Raw genomic sequence first — 21132 nt, 5'->3', positions numbered from 1 at the left:
AAGAATAAAAAATATCGTTTTATCGTGAGTCTATGCAAAAATGATATGGCTTACATCATTCGAGGATTACTCATGCCCGCCGTTAACCTGCGCCATATTGAAATTTTTCATGCCATCATGACCGCAGGTAATCTGACGGAAGCCGCGCGGATGCTACATACCTCGCAGCCGACCGTCAGTCGGGAACTGGCCCGATTCGAGAAAGTGCTGGGATTAACGCTGTTCGAACGTTCGCGTGGCAGATTGCATCCGACCGTGCAAGGGTTACGTCTGTTTGAAGAGGTACAACGTTCCTGGTATGGTCTGGACAGGATTGTGAGCGCCGCCGAAAGTCTGCGCGAATTTCGTCAGGGCGAATTATCGATTGTCTGCCTGCCGGTATTCTCACAATCTTTTTTACCGCCGCTGCTGCAGCCATTCCTCACACGCTACCCGCAGGTCAATATTCAGATAGTGCCGCAGGAGTCACCATTGCTGGAAGAGTGGCTGTCGGCGCAACGCCACGATCTGGGGATCACAGAAACCCTGCATACTCCCGCCGGCACTAAACGTACAGAATTGCTGGCGCTGGATGAAGTATGCGTGCTGCCACAGGGACATCCGCTGGCCGAGAAATCCGTGCTCACCCCCCAGGATTTTCAGGGCGAAAACTACATCAGCCTGTCGCGGACCGACAGTTACCGTCAGCTTCTGGATACCCTGTTTAATGAGCATCAGGTGAAACGTCGCATGGTAATAGAAACCCATAGCGCCGCTTCAATTTGTGCAATGGTACGGGCGGGCGTAGGGATCTCGGTGGTCAATCCCTTAACGGCGCTGGATTACGCCAGTAGCGGGATCGTTATCCGCCGCTTCAGTATTTCGGTACCGTTTACGGTCAGCCTGATTCACCCGCTTCATCGCCCCGCCTCGGCGTTGGTCGATGCTTTTACTACGCATCTGCAAACCCATCTCCCGAGGCTTATCGATCCGCTGAACGCTATTTTGCATCCACAGACGAAAGCATAAACTCCACCGCATCTTGCGCATGGATAGCCGCAGTGTCGAAAACCGGTAGTGGGCTTAGCTCGGCTGGCACCAACAGACCAATCTCGGTACAGCCAAAAATTACCCCTTGCGCGCCCTGCTTAGCCAGTTGAGCAATCACACTGAGATAATAATCGCGGGACGTTTCATTGAATTCGCCGAGGCACAGCTCATCGAAAATAATCTGGTTTATTTTTTGCCGGTCGTTAACGTCAGGAATAAGTGTACTAATGCCAAATTCAGCCTGTAAGCGCCCACGGTAAAAATCCTGCTCCATGGTGTAGCGCGTACCCAGCAGCGCCACGTTGCTCATCTGCTGCTTTTGTATGGCGCGGCCAGTGGCATCAGCAATATGCAGGAACGGTACATCACAGGCGGTTGCAATCGCCTCAGCAACCTTGTGCATCGTGTTGGTACACAACACGATTCCCTCAGCACCCGCCTCCTGTAGCCCTCTGGCGGCCTGCGCGAGGATCTGCCCGGCCCGCAGCCAGTCGCCGCTGGACTGACAGGCTTCAATCTCATGAAAATCTACGCTGTGCAACAGAATCTGTGCTGAATGCAGGCCACCCAGACGCTGTTTCACCCCTTCATTAATGAGTCGATAATAAGGAATGGTGGATTCCCAGCTCATACCGCCTAACAGACCGATCGTCTTCATCGCTTCCCCTCATTCGTTGTTATCTCTCCAGTGAACCAAAGATGTGATCAACTTTCCACATTTGTTGGTGTGCATTTCTTTTTATACTTTGCTGGTATAAATTTAATGAAACAATGTTTCATTAACTTACAGGAATGCCGGATGTTTATTTTTCATAAAGAGACCACGCTTGAAGATCTGGGCAATGGCGTTACCCGTCGCATTCTGGCTCACGACGGTAAAATGATGGCGGTTGAGGTGAACTTCGAGCAGGGAGCGATTGGTCCGCTGCACAACCATCCGCATGAACAGCTGACTTACGTTTTATCCGGTGAGTTTGAATTTACGATTGGGGAAGAAAAGCATGTCGTTTCCGCAGGTGACACCCTGTATAAACAGCCCAACATTATGCATGGCTGCGTCTGCTTAAAACCGGGAACATTACTCGATACGTTCACCCCGGTGCGCGAAGATTTTCTGCACGGGTAATTTCGCTGTTTTCAAGCCGTGCTACTGAACGGTTTGAGGACACGCTAAAATGCGTACTCAGTTCCCTAAAAATGAATACGTTACAAGGTGGGGTATTTTCCTTCGATACCAGCTCGCATAAGCATTAATCACCCGATGCGCCTCGCCATGTGGGCGATTACTGTCACGTTAACTTAATTAACGGTGACGGATCGCCATGACAAAAATGACAACGGCCACTCCACATGACGCAGTCTTCAAACAGTTCTTGTACCATCCCGATACTGCAAGAGATTTTCTGGATATCTATCTTCCATCAACCTTGCGGGAGCTATGTGATCTGCAAACATTAAAACTGGAATCAGGCAGTTTTATTGAGGATAGCCTGCGAGCCAGCTACTCCGACGTGCTGTGGTCATTAAAAACAAACGAAGGCGATGGGTATATCTATGTCGTTATCGAGCATCAGAGTTCACCCGACGCTCACATGGCATTTCGGCTAATGCGCTACGCCATGGCTGCAATGCAACGCCATCTGGATGCTGGCCATAAAACATTACCTTTGGTGATACCGATGCTGTTTTATCATGGCGCTCTCAGCCCCTACCCCTTTTCACTCTGCTGGCTGGATGAGTTTGACGATCCCGCATTGGCACGACAGCTGTACTCAGCAACATTTCCGCTGGTAGATATCACCGTAATACCCGATGACGAAATTATGCAACATCGCCGTATAGCACTGCTGGAATTGATGCAAAAACATATCCGCAAGCGTGATTTAATGGGATTAGTGGAACAACTGGTCTCGTTGCTGGCTACGGGATACGCTAATGACAGCCAGCTCAAAACGCTATTTAATTACATGATGCAGTTTGGAAATACGCCTCACGTTGATAAATTTATCCGTGAGGTTGCCTATCGGGTACCACAGCAAAAGGAACGTCTGATGACTATTGCGGAAGTGTTGCGACAAGAAGCTAAACAACAAGAGGCGTTACGCATTGCCCAGATGATGTTAGCGAATGGTATTAGTCATGAAATTATACTAAAGATAACCGGTCTGTCTGCTAAGGACCTCCTCGCCAGGCAGGCGTCTCCGCATTGAAACAGGTAGCAATGGGGGCCCGATAATGAGTTGATCTATCGGGCTCCCTGCTCACTTACACCCCAATATTTCTTAGCTTCTCACCCGACATCAGCTTGCGCTCGATGTGTTCCAGCGTGACGTTTTTGGTTTCTGGGATAAGCCAGAATGTAATACCGATAAAAGCGACGTTCAACGCGGTATACAGCCAGAACGTACCCGCCGCGCCAATGCTGTCGAGCAGCGTCAGGAACGTGGCGCCAATGATCATGTTCGACACCCAGTTGGTGGTGGTCGAGCAGGTAATACCAAAATCACGGCATTTCAGCGGCTGAATTTCCGAACACAGGATCCACACCACCGGCGCGGCACTCATCGCGTAACCTGCAATGCACATCATGGTCATACCGACTGACAGCCAGGAAAGGCCACTGGAAGCCGTGCCGTTATCAAACTGCATCAGGCAATAGCCGAGTACCAGCGTCCCAATGGCCATCACGCTGAAACCAATTTTAAGCGCCGGTTTACGCCCCGCTTTGTCGACCGTGAAAACGGCAATAAAGGTGGCGAACATGAACGTTAAGCCAACCACCAGCGTGGCAATCATCTGCTGTTCGGTGGTGGTAAAGCCCGCCATTTTAAAAATGCGCGGCGCGTAGTACATGATGATATTCATCCCGGTGAACTGCTGCATCGCCTGCAACAACATTCCGAGGAAAACCGCGCGACGCACGTTACGGTTAATTTTAAATAGCGCCCAGCCGCCCTGCTTCAGCTTCAGGCTTTCACGGATTTCGTTCAGCTCATCGCGGGCTTTTTCTGACGTATCGCGCAGCATACGCAATACTTCTTCAGCTTCGATATGGCGACCTTTTTCCGCCAGCCAGCGCGGACTGTTCGGCAGGAAAACCACCAGGATAATCAGTAACACCGCCGGGAGCGCCAGCACCCCCAGCATCGCGCGCCAGTTACCGCTGTAGCTGAATGCCGTATCGGATAAGAAGGCCAGCACAATGCCCAGCGTAACCATCAGCTGGTACATACTGATCATCTTACCGCGCACATTCTCACTGGCCATTTCTGAGAGATACAGCGGCGCGGTGTAAGACGCGATACCCACCGCAACGCCCAGCACCACGCGGGCAAAAATGAGCATTTCAACGCTGGATGCCAACGCCGATCCCAGAGAACCGACGACAAAAAGGATCGCGCCCGCCATCAGACTGTATTTACGTCCCAGGCGGAATGACAGCCAACCATTAAAAAGTGCGCCAATTGCCGCACCCAGCATCATGCTGCTCACCACCCACTCCTGCAGGCGGCTGGTCAGGACAAAGTGATCGGTAATGAAAGGCAACGCGCCGGCTATCACGCCAATATCCAGGCCGAATAACAATCCTGCGACAGCCGCAGAGATAGAGACAAACATATTCATACGTCGCGTATCGCGCACAGGGCGCGGCGCTAAAGCAGCATCATTATTTATTGAGACCATTTTTTCCTGCCAGATACAGAGTAAACCATGTCCCTGAAAGTAAGGGATCCCTTACATGAAGCGTCAGGCGGGAAACGGCAAAAACATGGATTAAATAGCTACACCACCTTGTTATGTGATGGATATTCCAATTTTAAAATTTATCAGCAACCACTCAATTAAATTTAATTTATTGATATTAAAGAGGATTAAACATTACAAATTCATACATATATAATTATGTATGGATTAATTTATAGACAGAATATGGATTAAAATAACTTAAAACCAAAAAAAACCCTGCCAGATGACAGGGTTTGTTATTCAAAAAATGTATTAACGTGCCAGCCAGCCGCCGTCTACCGCAACGGTATAGCCGTTAATATAGTCAGACGCGCTGGACGCCAGGAACACGACAGGCCCCATCAGGTCGCTCGGCAGTCCCCAACGTCCTGCCGGAATACGATCGAGGATTTCTGCGCTACGCTGCTCATCAGCACGCAGCTGCTGAGTGTTGTTGGTCGCCATATAACCCGGCGCAATCGCGTTGACGTTGATGTTATGTTTTGCCCACTCGTTCGCCATCAGACGGGTGACGCCCATTACGCCGCTTTTAGACGCGGTGTAAGACGGAACGCGGATACCGCCCTGGAAAGAGAGCATAGAGGCGATATTGATAATTTTGCCGCCGTTACCCTGAGCGATAAAGTGCTTCGCCGCAGCCTGAGACATAAAGAATACGCTCTTAATGTTCAGGTTCATAACGTCATCCCAGTCTTTTTCGCTGAAGTCGATCGCATCGTCACGACGGATAAGGCCCGCATTGTTGACCAGAATATCGATATGGCCGAATTCTGCCACTGCGCGCTCCAGCAGCGCTGGAATACCATCAATTTGGCGCAGGTCGGCGGTCAGACTTAAAAAACGGCGACCCAGTGCGGTCACGCGTTCGATGGTTTCCGTCGGTTCAACAATGTTGATACCGACAATATCGCAACCCGCTTCCGCCAGACCCAGCGCCATACCCTGACCCAGGCCAGTGTCGCAACCGGTCACAACGGCGACTTTACCTTCAAGAGAGAATGCATTCAAAATCATTGTAAATCCTTAATTTTTTATAATGCCCGCCGCAGGCAGGCACGGCTGTCGCCCGCAACTAGCGCAGATCTTTGACGGCGACATGGTCCATATCATCAAAGACCTGGTTTTCACCAACCATGCCCCAAATGAACGTATAAGCTTTTGTGCCAACGCCTGAGTGAATAGACCAGCTCGGGGAAATCACCGCCTGCTCGTTGTGCATCACAATATGACGCGTTTCCTGAGGCTGTCCCATCATGTGGAAGACGCAGGTATCTTCTTCCATGTTGAAGTAGAAGTAGACTTCCATACGACGTTCATGGGTATGGCACGGCATGGTGTTCCACAGGTTGCCCGGCGCCAGCTCAGTCAGGCCCATGCTCAGTTGGCAGGTTTCCAGCACATCCGGTACAAAATATTTGTTGATGGTGCGACGATTACTGGTGAGGTTATCGCCCAGCGTCACTGGCGCAACGTCAGCAGGCGTGACTTTTTTGGTTGGATAAGTCGTGTGGGCCGGCGCGCAGTTGTAGTAAAACTTCGCTGGTTTCGCCGTATCAACGCTGGCAAACACAACTTCTTTTGCCCCTTTGCCGACGTACAGGGCATCACGATGACCAATTTCATAGCACTGACCGTCAACGGTAATCGTGCCCGGACCACCGATGTTAATCACACCCAACTCACGGCGTTCAAGAAAATAGGTTACGCCCAGTTGTTTACCGACTTCGCCACCTACAGAGACAGTTTTGGCCACCGGCATAATGCCGCCAACAATAATACGGTCGATGTGGCTGTAAACCATGGTGTATTCATCTGCGACAAATACTTCTTCGACCAAAAACTCATTACGCAGCCCCTGAGTGTCGAGGGTTTTGGCATGCGCACTATGGATGCTTTGTCTTACGTCCACATTTACCTCCAGTGATAAATTGACCGTGAATGCTTTAACGAATAGCAAAACGCTGTTCCGTTTTATCTAATGCGCTCATGATATCCCTCCCGGATAGGGTTTTCAATTACAACTGAAACGTTGTTTCACTTTTTCCGCATCTTATTGTCAAAAGTGTAGTTGCGATCACGCTCGGGCATATAAATCGTGGGAATATTTAAAATAAAATTATTTAAAACAATTAGATAGATTAAAGTGAAAAAGAGATAATCATTAGTGGCAGGGATAAGACATTGAAAATACAGACGGGCACATACGATGTTCGCACACCTTTGCTGACAAAGTGCGCAGTCAATCACATGAAATGAAACAATGTTTTGATATATTGACGGCGTTTAGAGTGTATGTTTCTGTAACTGGCCTTGCCCTCCTGTTGGAGGGCTTTTTTATAGATGCCGGGGTAACACACAAAAAAGGCGTTTAAGAAGGGAAATCTAAGATCGTTAGTCTCGTTCGATAGCGAGCGCCACACCTTGGCCACCGCCGATACACAGCGTTGCCAGCCCTTTGTGCGCCCGACGCTTCACCATTTCATGCACCAGCGAAACCAGTATACGACAACCCGATGCGCCAATCGGATGGCCAAGCGCGATAGCGCCGCCGTTCACATTTACCCGCCGTTCATCCCACTCCAGCATTTTCCCAACGGACAAGGCCTGCGCGGCGAAGGCTTCGTTGGCTTCGATCAGATCAACATCAGCCAGTTGCCAGCCCACACGCTCAAGGCAGCGGCGCGTCGCATACACTGGCGCAATCCCCATCAGTGCGGGATCGACCCCGACGCTGGCGAACGCGCGAATGCGGGCCAGCACCGGCAAATTCAGCTCCTGCGCTTTGGCCTCGCTCATCATCATCACCGCGGCGGCGCCATCGTTAATGGATGAGGCGTTCCCCGCGGTGACCGAACCGAGCCGATCAAAGGTAGGATCCAGACGCGCCAACCCTTCCGCACTGGCATCGGTACGCGGTTGCTCATCGGTATCCACTACGAATGATTGGCCATTACGCTGGGTCACCACCGGCACGATTTCATCTTTAAATCGTCCGGCATCGATGGCCATTCGTGCCTTGTGCTGCGAGTGCAGCGCGTAGGCATCCTGTAATTCACGGCTAATGCCGTATTCCCGCGCGAGGTTTTCTGCAGTGACGCCCATATGATAATCGTTGAAAGCATCCCACAGACCATCATGCACCAGGCTGTCGACCAGTTGACTGTTCCCCAGTTGTGCGCCAGTGCGGCTATCGGTAAGGACATGCGGCGCACGGCTCATATTCTCCTGTCCACCGGCAATCACAATGTCGGCTTCGCCGCATTGAATAGCCTGGGTCGCCAGATGCAGCGCTTTCAGCCCCGAACCACAAACATCGTTAATGGTGATGGCGGAAACGGTATTAGGTAGCCCACCATTGATGGCGGACTGACGGGCCGGGTTCTGCCCGGCACCTGCGGTAAGCACCTGCCCGAGGATCACTTCATCCACGGCGTGAACATCCACGCCCGTGCGTTCCAGCAACGCCTTGACCACCATGCTGCCTAACTCAACGGCAGAGTGGCGAGCCAGCGTTCCCTGGAAACAGCCGATCGGTGTCCTTAACGCCCCGACTATCACAACCTCTTTCATCACTACCTCAGCGCAAAATAACACCGCAATAGTAGATGATTGTTAAAAGTAGTTATCAAAGTTGTTTAAAAATGGTGATTTTTATCACAAAGGAATTTCGTATCATTTATTGGTCATCTGAACGCCACTCTGCTGTAAATGATCGCGCAGCCAACTTCCCGCCACGCCTGGCGGTGATTTCTTATTCCACAACAGATCGATAGAGATAGCCTTTGGCCAGCCGGGCACATGTAGTTGAACCAGCGGTTTTTCCGCTGCAAACTCTTCCACCAGTGCACAAGGGAGCGCGCACCAGCCGAATCCCTGAACCGCCATACTCAACAACAGCAAATAGTTAGGCGCCGACCAGACAGGACCGCGCACCACGTTGGTACTGCTTTCCAGGTAGGTATTCAGACGCAGTTCGCGCCAGGTGTGGAGTTGTTCCCATTGTAGTTTTTCCTGACACGCCAGCGGATGCGAGTCCGCAACGTACAACCCCATCCAGGATTGCATCGGCAGCCGCGTCACGCCCATGTCGGTCGGATAATCCTCTCTTGCCTCAATCAACCCGACCTGCGCGCGCCCTTTTTGCAGCAGATCGATCACGTCTTCATCTTCACCAATCAGACATTCAAACTCGGTATGCGGAAACTTGCGGTCAAACTGCACCATTAATTCTTCCAGCACATCCGGGTGCAGCGTGTCCGAAAGTACGAAGGTCAGGCGCGCTTCCGTTTCACCCGACAGCGAGATAGCCGCCTCATCGAGACGTTCGCTGGCCGTCAAAATTGCCTGCACATAGCCCAGCACCAGCTTACCTTCTTCGGTCAGCGTTGGCTGACGGGACGATCGGTCAAACAGCGCAAAACCAAGATCGGCTTCCAGATGCGCAATAGCCGTACTGATGGTGGACTGGCTTTTACGCAGTCGCCGGGCCGCGGCAGAAAATGAGCCGCAGGAAACGGTCTCTACAAATGCCGTTAATGCTTCAGGAGAGTAACGCATGAACTATCTACTTTATCGATGGATACTATCTTTTAGATATCACATAAAACGATAAAATTGCCACCATTCCGTTATCCGGGCATCAAAGAAGGTTTTAGGTTATGCAACACGATACAGTCCAGCGCCGCTCACTAGTGGAGCGTATTTTTCACGCCGTTTGTTTTGAAGGCATTGCCACCGCAATCCTTGCGCCAACCACCGCGTGGCTGATGCAGCGCTCGGTGCTGGAAATGGGCGGGCTGACAATTATTCTGGCTACCACGGCGATGATCTGGAATATCATTTATAACGCCCTGTTTGACCGCTTATGGCCGTCGCATCGGGTAAAACGTACGGCGAAAGTTCGCGCCTTTCACGCCTTAGGCTTCGAGAGCGGCTTTATTGTGATTGGGGTGAGCATCGTGGCCTATGTGCTGAACGTCAGCCTGCTTCAGGCATTCACGTTGGAAATAGGTTTCTTCCTGTTCTTCCTGCCGTACACCATGCTCTATAACTGGGCGTATGACACATTACGCGAGCGCGTTATGAAGCGCCGCCAGCAGCGTGTTACTGCCTGATAATTCAATAAATAGTCGGAATTATCTTGATTCCGGCTATTCATACATTCACCAGCCCACTTGTTCACACTTCCCCCAGCCCCTCTCATTTGTGGTAAATTGCGCTTCTTTTTGTTTATTTTATAGTTGATACGTTCAAATAATGTCGAAAATTTGGTCAAAAGAAGAGACTCTCTGGAGCTTCGCACTATATGGGACTGCCGTCGGTGCAGGAACCCTCTTCCTCCCCATACAGCTGGGTTCTGCAGGCGCGGTAGTGCTGTTTATCACCGCCCTCGTGGCCTGGCCTTTAACCTACTGGCCACACAAGGCGCTGTGCCAGTTTATCCTGTCGTCAAAAACGTCTGCTGGCGAAGGCATCACCGGTGCAGTCACCCATTACTACGGCAAGAAGATTGGCAACCTGATCACCACCCTCTATTTTATTGCCTTCTTTGTCGTCGTGTTGATCTACGCCGTAGCGATAACCAATTCACTCACTGAACAGTTGGCAAAACATATCACTATCGATTTGCGTGTTCGTATGCTGGTCAGTCTCGGTGTGGTGCTGGTGCTGAACCTGATTTTTCTGATGGGCCGACAAGCCACCATTCGGGTTATGGGCTTTCTGGTATTCCCACTGATTGCTTACTTTTTGTTCCTTTCGCTTTACCTGACCGGAAGCTGGCAGCCAACGCTACTCACCGGCCAGATGTCTTTCGATCAGCACACGCTTCATCAGGTTTGGATCTCTATTCCCGTGATGGTTTTCGCTTTTAGCCATACGCCAATTATCTCTACGTTCGCTATTGACCGACGTGAGAAATATGGCGAGCAGGCCATGGGTAAATGCAAAAAAATCATGAAGGTCGCCTACATCATCATCTGCCTGAGCGTACTGTTTTTCGTCTTCAGCTGTTTGCTTTCGATTCCGACAAACTATATCGAAGACGCGAAAAATGAAGGCGTGACCATTCTGTCAGCGTTATCGATGATGCCAAACGCACCGGCATGGCTGTCAATTTCCGGGATTATCGTCGCCGTCGTGGCGATGTCAAAATCGTTCCTCGGCACCTACTTTGGCGTGATTGAAGGGGCAACGGAAGTGGTAAAAACGTCGCTGCATCAGGTGGGCGTGAAGAAAAGCCGGGCCTTTAACCGCGCCCTGTCCATCATGTTAGTGTCGGCCATTACGTTTATCATCTGCTGCATTAATCCTAATGCGATTTCAATGATTTACGCCATTAGCGGGCCACTCATCGCCATGATTTTGTTTATCATGCCGACATTATCTACCTATCTGATCCCGGCGCTGAAGCCGTACCGTTCAGTGGGTAATCTGATCACTTTGATTGTCGGGTTGCTGTGTGTATCTGTGATGTTTTTTGGCTAGAACGTATAGTTAACGGCTCATTCTCCTGAAATTGGGTGCGATGCCGCTCATTTAACGACTCAGTTTCAGAAAGTATCAACCTGTGTTAGCGGAAGTAATGAACATGCTATCTCAGAGAAAGGGTTCCGTTCACCTCATGTTCATTGTTTCTCTGAAGTACCGATTCCTGTGAACGTGCAAGAGAGGCTCACCGCCGCCTCCCTTGCAACCCAGGCTCCCGGCGGGAAAATCGTCGCTACGCGATTCATTCGTCTTATGCCGTCTGCCTGTCGGGTCGGGGCGGAGCCTGCGTCCATGCAGGCCGTCCCCTCTGTCCGCATCCCTGCGGACAGCCCCGGTCAGCCGTCAACAACTCATCGATTTTCAGCCGGACCGGAGTCATCGCTTCAACGCTCTGACTTCCAGTTAAATCTGTTTTGCTGTTTAAACAAAAAACGCAAATGGTCAGGTGTGGGCTGGTCCGGCTGAAAATTGCCGACGTGTTTCCGTAAGGCCGGGAGAGCCAGCATGGATGCTGGCTCAGGGCGCGCTTTGCAAGGACGCTACCTCGCGCCCGGCCCGGTAGCCTGGAGGAATAAGCGGAGGGGACCGCGGAGTGGCAATTTTCCCGCCGGGAGCCGGGATTGTAAAGGGCGTGGCGAAGAACGCCCTTTACACGTTCACGGGTATCGATGCTTCAGATAAATGACACTGCTGAGGTGAACGGAACCCTGAGCAAGAATCACATATTCACCCTACATGCTTAACTTGACGGTATTGAACGTGGATGAGCCGTTAAACTGACTTATTTGATGTACGAATCCAGTACTTTCAGCACCACATCCAAATCTTCTTCGCGCTTTATTTCATCGCCCTGATGCACGATGTGCTCGGTCAGATGACCTTTAATCACCTCACGCATTAATCCGTTTACCGCCCCGCGGATCGCCGCTATTTGCTGCAATACCGCCGCGCATTCATGCGGTTCATCCAGCATGGTTTTCAACGCCGCTACCTGCCCCTGAATCTTGCTGGTTCGGGCTTTCAGCTTTTGTTTGTCGCGGATCGTATGTGACATAACTTTACCTATTTAACGTCTGGCTGTAGCGACAATACCATCGACATTCTACTGGGGGGTAGTATTTAATACTGGGGGGGAGTAGAATCGGGCGAAATTAAACAACTAAGAATCATTCTCATGGGTGAGTTTTCTACGCTTCTTCAGCAAGGCAACGCCTGGTTTTTCATTCCCAGCGCGATTTTATTGGGTGTGTTACATGGTCTGGAACCGGGGCATTCGAAAACGATGATGGCGGCTTTTATTATTGCCATTAAAGGCACCATCAAACAGGCAGTGATGCTGGGGTTGGCGGCAACGCTGTCGCATACCGCAGTGGTGTGGTTGATCGCGCTCGGCGGGATGTATATCAGCAAAGCGTTTACCGCCCAGGCCGTTGAGCCATGGCTGCAGTTTGTCTCGGCGATTATCATTCTCGGCACCGCATTCTGGATGTTCTGGCGAACCCGGCAGGGAGAGCAGAGCTGGCTGGCCCAGACGCATCACGATGATGGCCACGAACATCATGATCATCACCACCACGATCATCATCACGATCACGACGGCGAGCACCACCACCATCACCACGATCATGACCATGCCGCGCTGGCAGGGCTGAGCGAGGGTTCAAAAGAGTATCAGGATGCCCACGAACGGGCGCATGCCACCGACATTCAGCGCCGCTTTGCCGGTAAAGAGGTCACTAACGGCCAAATATTACTGTTTGGTTTGACCGGCGGGTTAATCCCCTGCCCTGCCGCCATTACGGTGCTGCTGATTTGCATCCAGCTCAAAGCCTTCACGCTGGGCGCGACTATGGTGCTGTGCTTCAGCCTCGGACTGGCATTGACGCTGGTGACGGTGGGTGTGGGCGCAGCAATCAGCGTACAGCAGGCGGCCAAACGCTGGAGTGGATTTAATACGCTGGCACGCAAAGCGCCCTATTTTTCCAGCGCGCTCATCGCCATGGTCGGCTTATATATAGGGATTCACGGCTATATGGGGATCGTCGGTTAACGAACAGAACGCGCAGCAGCGATTGCCGCTGCGCGTAAATCCAGGCTAGCTGGCGACATTCCCCCATACCAGTCGCCCTTTATGGAAGGTCGCGGTGCGGGGGGAGATGCGGGCAACCGCTTCTGCCGAACAGGAGGCATCCACCAGCACAAAGCTGGCTTCATCCTGCGCTTTCGGCCACACGCGTTCACCTTTATCGTTTAGCGGCAGCACATCGCCGGTGGCAAGAAACAGCGCGCGCGACAGGTTAAGCTCGTTGGGGCGAATATAGAGCTGCGCGTACAAATTCGCCTTCTCCAGCATGTCTCCCAGCCCGTACGGCGACCAGTGGTCAATCACGCTGTCGGTCCCGGTAATCACCTCCACGCCTTTGTCACGCAGCTGTTTGAGCGGCATATGCAATGTGCCAATCGGCACCGTCGAGGCAATGGTAATCTGCTGCGCCGCCATACGGGTCGCCAGCGCGTCAACCTGCTGCTCGTTCAGCGTTGCCAGCGCGAAAGCGTGGCTGATGGTCAGTTTGCCCTTCAACTGCGGCGTTTTCTCTACCGTTTCCACCATGTAATTCACCGCCGCCACGCCCGCCGGGCTGGTTTCGTGCAGATGAATATCCACGCCTTTATCGTAATCCAGCGCAATCTGGAACATGGTGTCGAGGGATTTTTCCATCGCCCCGTCGACGCTGGTTGGGTCCAGACCACCGACGTAATGCGCCCCCGCCTGCATAGCTTCACGCATCAGCGGTTCAGATTTTGATAACAGCAGGCCATGCTGTGGAAACGCCACAATTTCACAGGCAAAACCCGGCTGGCGACGCGCCAACACCGCCTGCAGGTTTTCCAGGTTTTTCAGCCCGGAAACCGGTTCTATGTTGCAGTGGCTGCGGGCAATCGAGGTACCTTTAGATTGCAGCAAATCGATAAGCTTTTCCGCGCGCTCCTGGGTGTAAGGCTGGAGTTCAGGCAGCAGCTTTTGTTCCAGGCGGATCATATCCTGAATAGTGGTGCCAGCCGGACGGTTCAGTGAGCGCCACGGACCGCCATAAAAGGTTTTATCCAGGTGGATGTGCATATCGCGCATGGCAGGCAGCATCAGCTTGCCACCCGCATCGTAGTGCGGCAGCGTCGCATCCGGATGCTGCTTATTCTCACGCAGCGCAACAATTTTCCCGTCCTGGATTTCAACGGTTTGCAGTGCGGTACGGGTATGTACCACCACCGCGTTTTCGTAATCAAACCCTGCTTCCAGCAGAACGTTGTCCAGGTAATAGTGTTTATCGTTAATCGTCATCGTGCTCTTCGACCCGCAGGTGTTCCCGACAGGATTAGCAGCATACGCGACCGGGGCCACTGCGCCAAACAGCGCGGCAGCGGTCACCATTTTTCCGCTCTGGCTTAAAAATTCGCGGCGGCTGTTACTTTCTTTCATTCGCATCTCCTCTCAGGAATGGACAATGTGGGTACCCGTTTCACCGCGGATTGCGGCGGGCAGACATTCCGGCGTGGTGATGATTACCCGCTTACCTCCGCGTGCCAGGAATGTCAGGCTGGCAACGATTTTGGGTAGCATGCTGCCCGGCGGGAAATGTCCTTCCTGCATGTAGCGGGTCATCGTGGCGACATCCACCGTATCCAGCGCCTGCTGCTCAGGTTTGCCAAAGTGAATACACACTTTCTCAACACCGGTGGTGATCACCAGAATGTCGGCGCGGATCTCCTGGGCCAGCAGCGCTGTGGAAAGATCTTTGTCAATCACCGCGTCCACGCTCTGGTAATCACCTTGCTCACCACGCACCACCGGGATCCCGCCGCCGCCCGCGCCAATAACTACAAAGCCTTGCCGGGTTAGCGCCTTAATCGCCTCCGCTTCGACGATGCGCTTCGGCTCTGGCGAAGCGACCACCCGACGGTAGCCGCGCCCGGAATCCTCCACAAAACGCCAGCCCGGATTGACCCGCAGCAGTTCATCGCGCTGGGCTGCGCTAAAGAACGCGCCGATAGGTTTGGTTGGATTCGCGAAGCCCGGATCGTTTTTGTCGACCTCCACCTGCGTGACCACCGTAACTGCCTTCTGCTCACCGCGCCGCGCCAGACGGTTATTCAGCGCCTGTTGGATCAGATAACCAATACCGCCCTGCGTATCGGCAACGCAGTTTGCCAGCGGGGTGAGTGGCAACCCTTCACGCTCGTGTGCGATTTCCGCCCGCCGCAGATCCAGTCCCACCTGCGGTCCGTTACCGTGCGTCAGCACAATGTTGTAGTCCGATGCCAACATTTCCAGCACCGTGTCCGCAACCGCTTTCACCGCTTCAGCCTGGTGCTCAATCGACTGGCTGGCGTTATCTTTGATAATGCTGTTGCCGCCAATGGCAACGACCACAAGTTCTTTCATAGTGTTATCTTCCGCTTGCAGACGATTCAGGTGGATTTCGTCGGTTGTTGCTCAGGCGCAGTCACCGCTTCACGACTGTCGAGCACGTGCTTGAGGACAAACATGCCGCTCATCATCAGGTAGGCCAGCACAAACATCATCGAACTGCCCTCTGCAAAGCCGACCGCCGGGGAGTGGATCACGCCAAACAGCGACAGCAGGGCGCCAAAGGCAGCGGCAATCGCCCCACGCAACGGCTTATTCATAATGGCGAAGATGGCGACACAGCCCCACAACATGCTGGCCAGCGGCGCGCCGCTTCCCAGATGCACCAGCCCGTCGTAATAGACGCCTTTGCTGTGCAGCAGGTCGCTACCGAGCTTACCGGCTGACGTACCGGCCGCGCCCATCACGCTATTAACGATGGTTAGCGCCCAGTTAGCGATCCACGGGAACAGGCAGATGAAGATAACGGGAACCTCGACTTTGGGCGTTTCTCGCACCACCTGGTTGGCGGTCACCACGCCGATAAACACCAAAATTGGCACTATCGCAGTCATCGGAATAATGGCGAGCATAAACGCCCCCAGACCAAACAGCGGCACCAGGAACATAGTGATCCCCGAAGCGAGGGTATAGCCGATGCTGGCGCCCATCGCTTTCCAGCCCGCATGGCCGACATACACAGTCACCGGGAACGGGTTGCCCAGCATGCAGCCGAGCATGGAAGCAAAACCGTTCGCCATCATGACCTTACGGGTGTTGTACTCATCGCCCGCGGCATGCGCACTTTCAATGTTCTCGAGGTCGAAAATGTAGTTCGCCAGACCCAGAGGAACCGCAGAAGCCAGATACGGCAGCGCGTGCGGCAAACCTTGCAGGAAGCTGTCGACATGAATTTCCGGTGGGTTAAAGCCAAAAGAAGACATCGACGCTTTAATCGCTTCCGGGCTTTGCAAACCCGAGATCCACGCCAGGGCCGTCCCGGCAATCAGCAGCAGCAAACCGGTAGGAATACGGGCAAAAATCGGCTTCTTACCGAACCAGTTAATAAAGATCAGCAGCAGGACGATGAAAGAAACGGTTGGCGCTTCAAATGCCTGCAGCATTGGGTTCATCGCCAACAGCAGCAGGCCCAGGCCGGATAAACAAGAGAGCAGTACCGTTCGTGGGATCATCTTGCGGATGGTCTCGCCAAGGAAGGAGCCGCCCACCAGGATTAATGCTTCCACAAAGCACCACACCAGCGCTATCTGGATGGCGAAGTTGGCATCTTTGGTTTGCTGATAAACCGGCATCAGCACCAGGAAGGTCACGGTAAAGATCGACGGTGCGCTGGGACCGGACGGCAGCGCCGTTACGTCATTACGTCCGGTGTGTTTTGCCATTTGCAGGCCAAACCAGGCGTAGCAGACGCTGGCCACCAGCACCGCCAGACCAAAGGCAGGCGCAATGCGACCATAGACAATTTCGGTAGGGATCCCGACGACAAAAATGAGCAGCCCCATCATTGTCAGCAGGTTCGTCAGGTTGTTGGTCATCAGCCCGAAGTAAGCCGCCCAGTCACCACGTTTCCATTCTAGTTTTATGCTGTTCATGGAATATCCTTAACAGGTTAAGCATCGTTTGCGATCGAGGAGATCGCCCAGCCCTGCAGGTAAGCAACGTTTAACGCTTTGCTACTGTGGGGCTAACGCCATTAGCCCCGATTGTTGTTATTAGCAGTAGCGGTCACGCCAGTTGAGGATCGCCTTTTCAAAACAGGCGAACGGCGGGTGAACGATTCCGGCACCGATCATGCCGATCCCCGCATCTTTGTGCGCAATGGCGGTGTTGATCACTGGCAAAATGCCGGTGCTGCCCACGCGCGTAATGTCGATAGCGGTCGGTACCCCCATAAAACCGAGCAGCGGAATGGTAACGTTGGGGTTTTCACCGAGGGTGATTTCGCGCATCTGGCGAGAGAAATCGACCGCCTCCTCGACCGTACCGCCGACCAGCGCCACAATGGCAGGCGCCGTCGCCATGGCAAAACCGCCAATGCCATAGGTTTCGGTAATCGCGCTATCGCCGATATCACGCCCGGAATCTTCCGGCTTATAGCCCGCGAACATTGGACCAATCACCTGCTGCGCAGGACCGGTAAACCATTGCCCCGGCAACCCGCTGACGCGCAGACCGAACTCGACGCCGTTACGCGCCATCGTCGTGACCACGGTGCTGTATTCAATGCCGTGTGCGGCATCCATCGCGGCTTTACACATCGCCATCCAGGTCGGCCCGGAGAAGTAATCGCTGCTGAGGACGAACTCGAATACCTCGCGCTGCTGCTCAACCGGATAACCGGTCTGGATAATCCACGGCGTTAGCGCCTGAATCAGTAGCGCTGTCCCGGCGTTGTTACGGTTATGGCACTCATCGCCCATGTGCAACGCCTGCGCCAGCATCAGACGCAAATCGATTTCACCCGCCAGCTTCATAGCATCACGCAGCATCGGTCCCATCACATCGCGCATCCAGTTCAGTCGATCGATAACGCTCTGATCGTTCGCCCCCATGCGCAGGATCTTCGCCATCTGCTCGCTCATATTGGTATATGCGCGGTTGCCGTAGGTTTTGTTCTCCACGATATGCATAAACATCGACGCCGACGTCACCCCCGCCATCGAGCCAACACAGTCATGCTCGTGGCACGGAGAGAAGATGATTTCTCCCGAGGCGGCCAGTTCGGCGGCTTCATCCAGATCTTTCGCCAGCCCTTCAAACACCAGCGCCCCGGTTACCGCGCCCTTCATCGCGCCGCACATTTTTTCCCAGCGGATCGGCGGGCCGGCGTGCAAAATGGTGTTGCGGGTCATGCCCGGCACCACGTTGATGGCCTGGTCATAACCAATCAGCACCGGATGCGACTGGATGATGCGCTCCAACGCCTGCTGGTTAGCGGCCGCGATTTTGTCCGCCAGCGGCGAATCAGCAATGTCATCCAGCGCGGCCACGACCTGCATATTGCCCTGACCCGGCGGCGTCCAGTCGAGTTGAGTCACGGGCACATTCTGTTTTTTCAGGTCATCGCTGAACATCGCGATGCCGACATTAATCACGTTCAGCGGCTGGTTAAACAGTGTCTGGCTCATCAGGCTTCCTCCCCTTTACAGATAAATTCACGCGCCAGCAACCCGGTGTTGGTACTACTGCTCGCCCAGATAACCCCGGCGTCGGTCAGCATCTGGCACTGTTTTTCCAGCGACGGCGTATCGAGATCGGTTCCCAGCACATAGCCGAGGATTTCCAGCGGACGCCCCTCTGCGGCGGCGATCGCTTTGGCTTCAACGATCGCGTCCAGCATCACCCCGACCGGATCTTCATGCGATCCAAATCCAAGCACGAAGTCCATCACGATCACGCCCACTTCAGGATCGCGCGCCTCCTGCAACAGACGACTAATACGGTTGGTGGGATCGATCATCGGGTGTGGTTTACCGTTGGTAAAATCGTCATCACCGAAATCAAGGAAGGTATGCGCCACGCTGCGGTTGAGATCTTTCAGGCGAAACGCCGGATCCGGATGAATGTTGCTGTAAACCTGCGCGTGTTTTTCCATGGTGGCAAACATCGCCTCATCACACAACGTGCCGCCGCAGAACAAGCCACGGATATACTTTTGCTGCGGGGTCAGACGGGCGCGGACCTCTTCAATCAGCGGCCAGTTGAGCGGATGCAGGTCCAGGCTCTCTTTTTTCACGCCGGTCAGCAGCACCGCTTTCAGCGCCGCCTCTTTGGTACCGCGTGCAAACTGCAGACCTTTTTCATCCGCAGGCGCGGCTTCGCGTCCGAGGAAGCACACCACGACTGGCTTTTGGCAGGCGCGCGCACGTTCCAGCACCTTGCGCGCCACCGCTGGGGCAGGTGGTTTAGAGATAAGCGCAATGATTTCGGTTTGCGGATCGGCTTCCAGCATGCCAATCGCATCAAGCATCATCAGGCCGCCAATCTTCTCACTTAGATCGCGACCACCGGTGCCAATCAGTTGGGAAATCCCGCCGCCAAACTCGTGAATACGTACGCTCAGTTCCTGGCTACCGGTACCGGACGCACCAACAATCCCAATGTTGCCGCGACGTACCGCGTTGCCAAAGCACAGCGCCGCGCCGTTAATAATGGCGGTCCCGCAGTCTGGCCCCATCATCAACAGCCCTTTTTCGTGCGCCAGTTGTTTTAGCGCCAGTTCATCCTCAAGAGAAACGTTGTCCGAGAACAGCATCACGTTGAGGTTATTTTGCAGCGCCTGACGCGCTTCACGCGCCGCAAACAGACCATTGACCGAGATCACCGCCAGGTTACTGTCAGGCACATGCTTCTTGGCACTAGCAAGCGTGGCATAGCGCGCTTCATGCTGGCCGCCCTGCTCTTTATGCGTAAACAGATCTTCAATTGCCATCAGTGTCTGGTCGTTCGCCGCCTCGCTTGCGCCTTTAATGACAATCATCAGATCGCCACTTTTTGCCTCTTCCAGTTCAGGCGTCAGCAGGCCGAGATTCTTCAGCACACCCTTGTTCATTTCCGTGGCCATCGCCACGAATGCCTGCTCAACGCCATCGAGCTTATTTGCACGTGTGGAGATAGACATCAGTGAAACGGAATCAAAATACGTGTTCTTTTTAACAACTATCCTGATCGACATAATTCCCTCCGGACCTGTGGCTCAGGGCGCAGGCGTCCGCCATGCCATACAGCATGTCGCAGCCAGAACTTGAGCCGATTTTTTTAATGTCAGTAATATATTGCGTAGAAACGGGTTGTTGCTCAGTAATAATATGCTGCAGCAGCCGCACGACGCTTTCCCGATAACGTTGATGCAAAGCTTCTTCGAGCGTTATTTTGCTAAGTAGCGTCGTATTATTTCCGGCGCATTGTAATGCCGCTAAAAAATCTCCACGATATTTCTCCAGCGGATGTCCTGGGATTAATAAAATGGCACTTAAGCCCACTAAATAATCATCGGATGATGGCGTCAGGCCAATTCCCAGACCAATTAAATGGCTGGCCGCTGTAGAAATATTTACTCCCGTATATAGCGCCGCTATTAGTGTTTGTCGGCGGTTGAGTAATTGACGGGTGATTTCCTGATAAAACGGGTTGTCCCCCTGATACAAAAATAATGTGTCGTCGCTGTTTAACTGTTGGCGGATTACCTCTTCCCAGCGCTGCCAGCGGACTGCGGCGAGGGTTACTGCATCTGGCGTCCACTGTGGTATGCGCCACGGCAGGCAACCAGAGGTCTCTATCCATTTATCTTTGCCAACGGCTATCCCCGACTCGGTAAATCTGACCTGCTCACCGGGGAGAAACAGGTCCGCGCAATGCGTCAGCGCCAGCCGACAGCTATTAGGCGCGTTATCACAACCTTCACTCAGCAACGTCAACAGTCGCTGCTGGTCAGGTATCAA

At 53.2% G+C, this 21132-nt stretch carries 19 protein-coding genes; 6 read left to right on the top strand and 13 right to left on the bottom strand.

Translation table 11 applies throughout. The features are described 5' to 3' along the window. The first annotated feature begins 72 nt into the window (after window positions 1–72). Window positions 73–1008 carry a LysR family transcriptional regulator gene (locus tag FDW96_RS05260; RefSeq protein WP_137365307.1) on the top strand — a complete coding sequence of 312 codons (936 nt, stop codon included), beginning with the start codon at window positions 73–75 and terminating at the stop codon, window positions 1006–1008. Here FDW96_RS05260 and FDW96_RS05255 read toward each other — a convergent pair. Continuing rightward, the gene (locus tag FDW96_RS05255) at window positions 980–1687 is read right to left on the bottom strand and encodes an aspartate/glutamate racemase (RefSeq protein WP_042310799.1); all 708 of its coding nucleotides are present in this window, start codon (window positions 1685–1687) and stop codon (window positions 980–982) included. The two genes, FDW96_RS05260 and FDW96_RS05255, sit on opposite strands and share 29 nt — an antisense overlap. A 141-nt stretch (window positions 1688–1828) precedes the next feature. Here FDW96_RS05255 and FDW96_RS05250 point away from each other — a divergent pair, with 141 nt between their 5' ends. Continuing rightward, window positions 1829–2155: a cupin domain-containing protein gene (locus tag FDW96_RS05250; protein ID WP_042310801.1), complete on the top strand. Its 327-nt coding sequence runs from the start codon at window positions 1829–1831 to the stop codon at window positions 2153–2155. A 196-nt stretch (window positions 2156–2351) separates the two neighbouring features. Further along, entirely contained in the window at window positions 2352–3239 is an 888-nt protein-coding gene (locus tag FDW96_RS05245; protein WP_079226044.1) for an Rpn family recombination-promoting nuclease/putative transposase, read from the top strand. A gap of 55 nt (window positions 3240–3294) precedes the next feature. Here FDW96_RS05245 and araE read toward each other — a convergent pair whose 3' ends face one another. From araE to FDW96_RS05220, 5 genes are all read right to left on the bottom strand, one after another. Next, a complete protein-coding gene (gene araE / locus FDW96_RS05240; protein ID WP_042310805.1) occupies window positions 3295–4713 on the bottom strand; it encodes an arabinose-proton symporter AraE in 1419 nt (472 codons plus the stop codon). 315 nt (window positions 4714–5028) lie between these two features. Then, on the bottom strand, window positions 5029–5790 hold the full coding sequence (gene kduD, locus FDW96_RS05235) for a 2-dehydro-3-deoxy-D-gluconate 5-dehydrogenase KduD (RefSeq protein ID WP_003033923.1): 762 nt from the start codon (window positions 5788–5790) through the stop codon (window positions 5029–5031). Between the two features lie 58 nt (window positions 5791–5848). Next, window positions 5849–6685 (bottom strand): 5-dehydro-4-deoxy-D-glucuronate isomerase, encoded by an 837-nt coding sequence (gene kduI / locus FDW96_RS05230; RefSeq protein ID WP_042310807.1) that lies wholly within the window; start codon window positions 6683–6685, stop codon window positions 5849–5851. A gap of 482 nt (window positions 6686–7167) precedes the next feature. Next, window positions 7168–8346: an acetyl-CoA C-acetyltransferase gene (locus FDW96_RS05225; RefSeq protein ID WP_032944867.1), complete on the bottom strand. Its 1179-nt coding sequence runs from the start codon at window positions 8344–8346 to the stop codon at window positions 7168–7170. A gap of 102 nt (window positions 8347–8448) precedes the next feature. Next, window positions 8449–9333: a LysR family transcriptional regulator gene (locus FDW96_RS05220; protein ID WP_137365306.1), complete on the bottom strand. Its 885-nt coding sequence runs from the start codon at window positions 9331–9333 to the stop codon at window positions 8449–8451. A gap of 101 nt (window positions 9334–9434) precedes the next feature. Here FDW96_RS05220 and FDW96_RS05215 point away from each other — a divergent pair, with 101 nt between their 5' ends. Together FDW96_RS05215 and FDW96_RS05210 are read left to right on the top strand one after the other, a co-directional pair. Then, window positions 9435–9890, top strand: a complete 456-nt coding sequence (locus FDW96_RS05215; protein ID WP_061382392.1) for a multidrug/biocide efflux PACE transporter — start codon at window positions 9435–9437, stop codon at window positions 9888–9890. Between the two features lie 142 nt (window positions 9891–10032). Next, window positions 10033–11262 carry an amino acid permease gene (locus FDW96_RS05210; protein WP_061382393.1) on the top strand — a complete coding sequence of 410 codons (1230 nt, stop codon included), beginning with the start codon at window positions 10033–10035 and terminating at the stop codon, window positions 11260–11262. Window positions 11263–12046: 784 nt separating this feature from the next. Here FDW96_RS05210 and rcnR read toward each other — a convergent pair. Then, window positions 12047–12319 carry a Ni(II)/Co(II)-binding transcriptional repressor RcnR gene (rcnR, locus tag FDW96_RS05200; protein WP_003825567.1) on the bottom strand — a complete coding sequence of 91 codons (273 nt, stop codon included), beginning with the start codon at window positions 12317–12319 and terminating at the stop codon, window positions 12047–12049. Between the two features lie 120 nt (window positions 12320–12439). Here rcnR and FDW96_RS05195 point away from each other — a divergent pair, with 120 nt between their 5' ends. After that, window positions 12440–13315 (top strand): nickel/cobalt efflux protein RcnA, encoded by an 876-nt coding sequence (locus FDW96_RS05195; protein WP_137365305.1) that lies wholly within the window; start codon window positions 12440–12442, stop codon window positions 13313–13315. 45 nt (window positions 13316–13360) lie between these two features. Here FDW96_RS05195 and FDW96_RS05190 read toward each other — a convergent pair whose 3' ends face one another. The 6 genes from FDW96_RS05190 to FDW96_RS05165 form a co-directional block, all read right to left on the bottom strand. Beyond that, a complete protein-coding gene (locus FDW96_RS05190; protein WP_137365304.1) occupies window positions 13361–14743 on the bottom strand; it encodes an amidohydrolase family protein in 1383 nt (460 codons plus the stop codon). A 12-nt stretch (window positions 14744–14755) separates the two neighbouring features. Next, complete coding sequence (locus FDW96_RS05185) at window positions 14756–15706, bottom strand: carbamate kinase family protein (RefSeq protein WP_137365303.1); 951 nt, start codon at window positions 15704–15706, stop codon at window positions 14756–14758. A gap of 26 nt (window positions 15707–15732) precedes the next feature. Continuing rightward, entirely contained in the window at window positions 15733–17283 is a 1551-nt protein-coding gene (locus FDW96_RS05180) for a hypothetical protein (protein ID WP_038633383.1), read from the bottom strand. Between the two features lie 120 nt (window positions 17284–17403). Next, on the bottom strand, window positions 17404–18819 hold the full coding sequence (locus tag FDW96_RS05175; protein WP_038633386.1) for a DUF1116 domain-containing protein: 1416 nt from the start codon (window positions 18817–18819) through the stop codon (window positions 17404–17406). Next, complete coding sequence (fdrA, locus tag FDW96_RS05170; RefSeq protein WP_079226039.1) at window positions 18819–20366, bottom strand: acyl-CoA synthetase FdrA; 1548 nt, start codon at window positions 20364–20366, stop codon at window positions 18819–18821. Before fdrA ends, FDW96_RS05175 begins: the two co-directional genes overlap by 1 nt. Then, window positions 20344–21132: a DUF2877 domain-containing protein gene (locus FDW96_RS05165; protein ID WP_137365397.1), complete on the bottom strand. Its 789-nt coding sequence runs from the start codon at window positions 21130–21132 to the stop codon at window positions 20344–20346. The genes fdrA and FDW96_RS05165 overlap by 23 nt, the downstream gene beginning before the upstream one ends.

Source organism: Citrobacter sp. TBCS-15, from assembly GCF_005280815.1.
GTDB classification, from domain to species: domain Bacteria; phylum Pseudomonadota; class Gammaproteobacteria; order Enterobacterales; family Enterobacteriaceae; genus Citrobacter; species Citrobacter werkmanii.
Note: the sequence above shows the minus strand (reverse complement) of the source record. Positions and strands in the feature narration are given on the sequence as shown.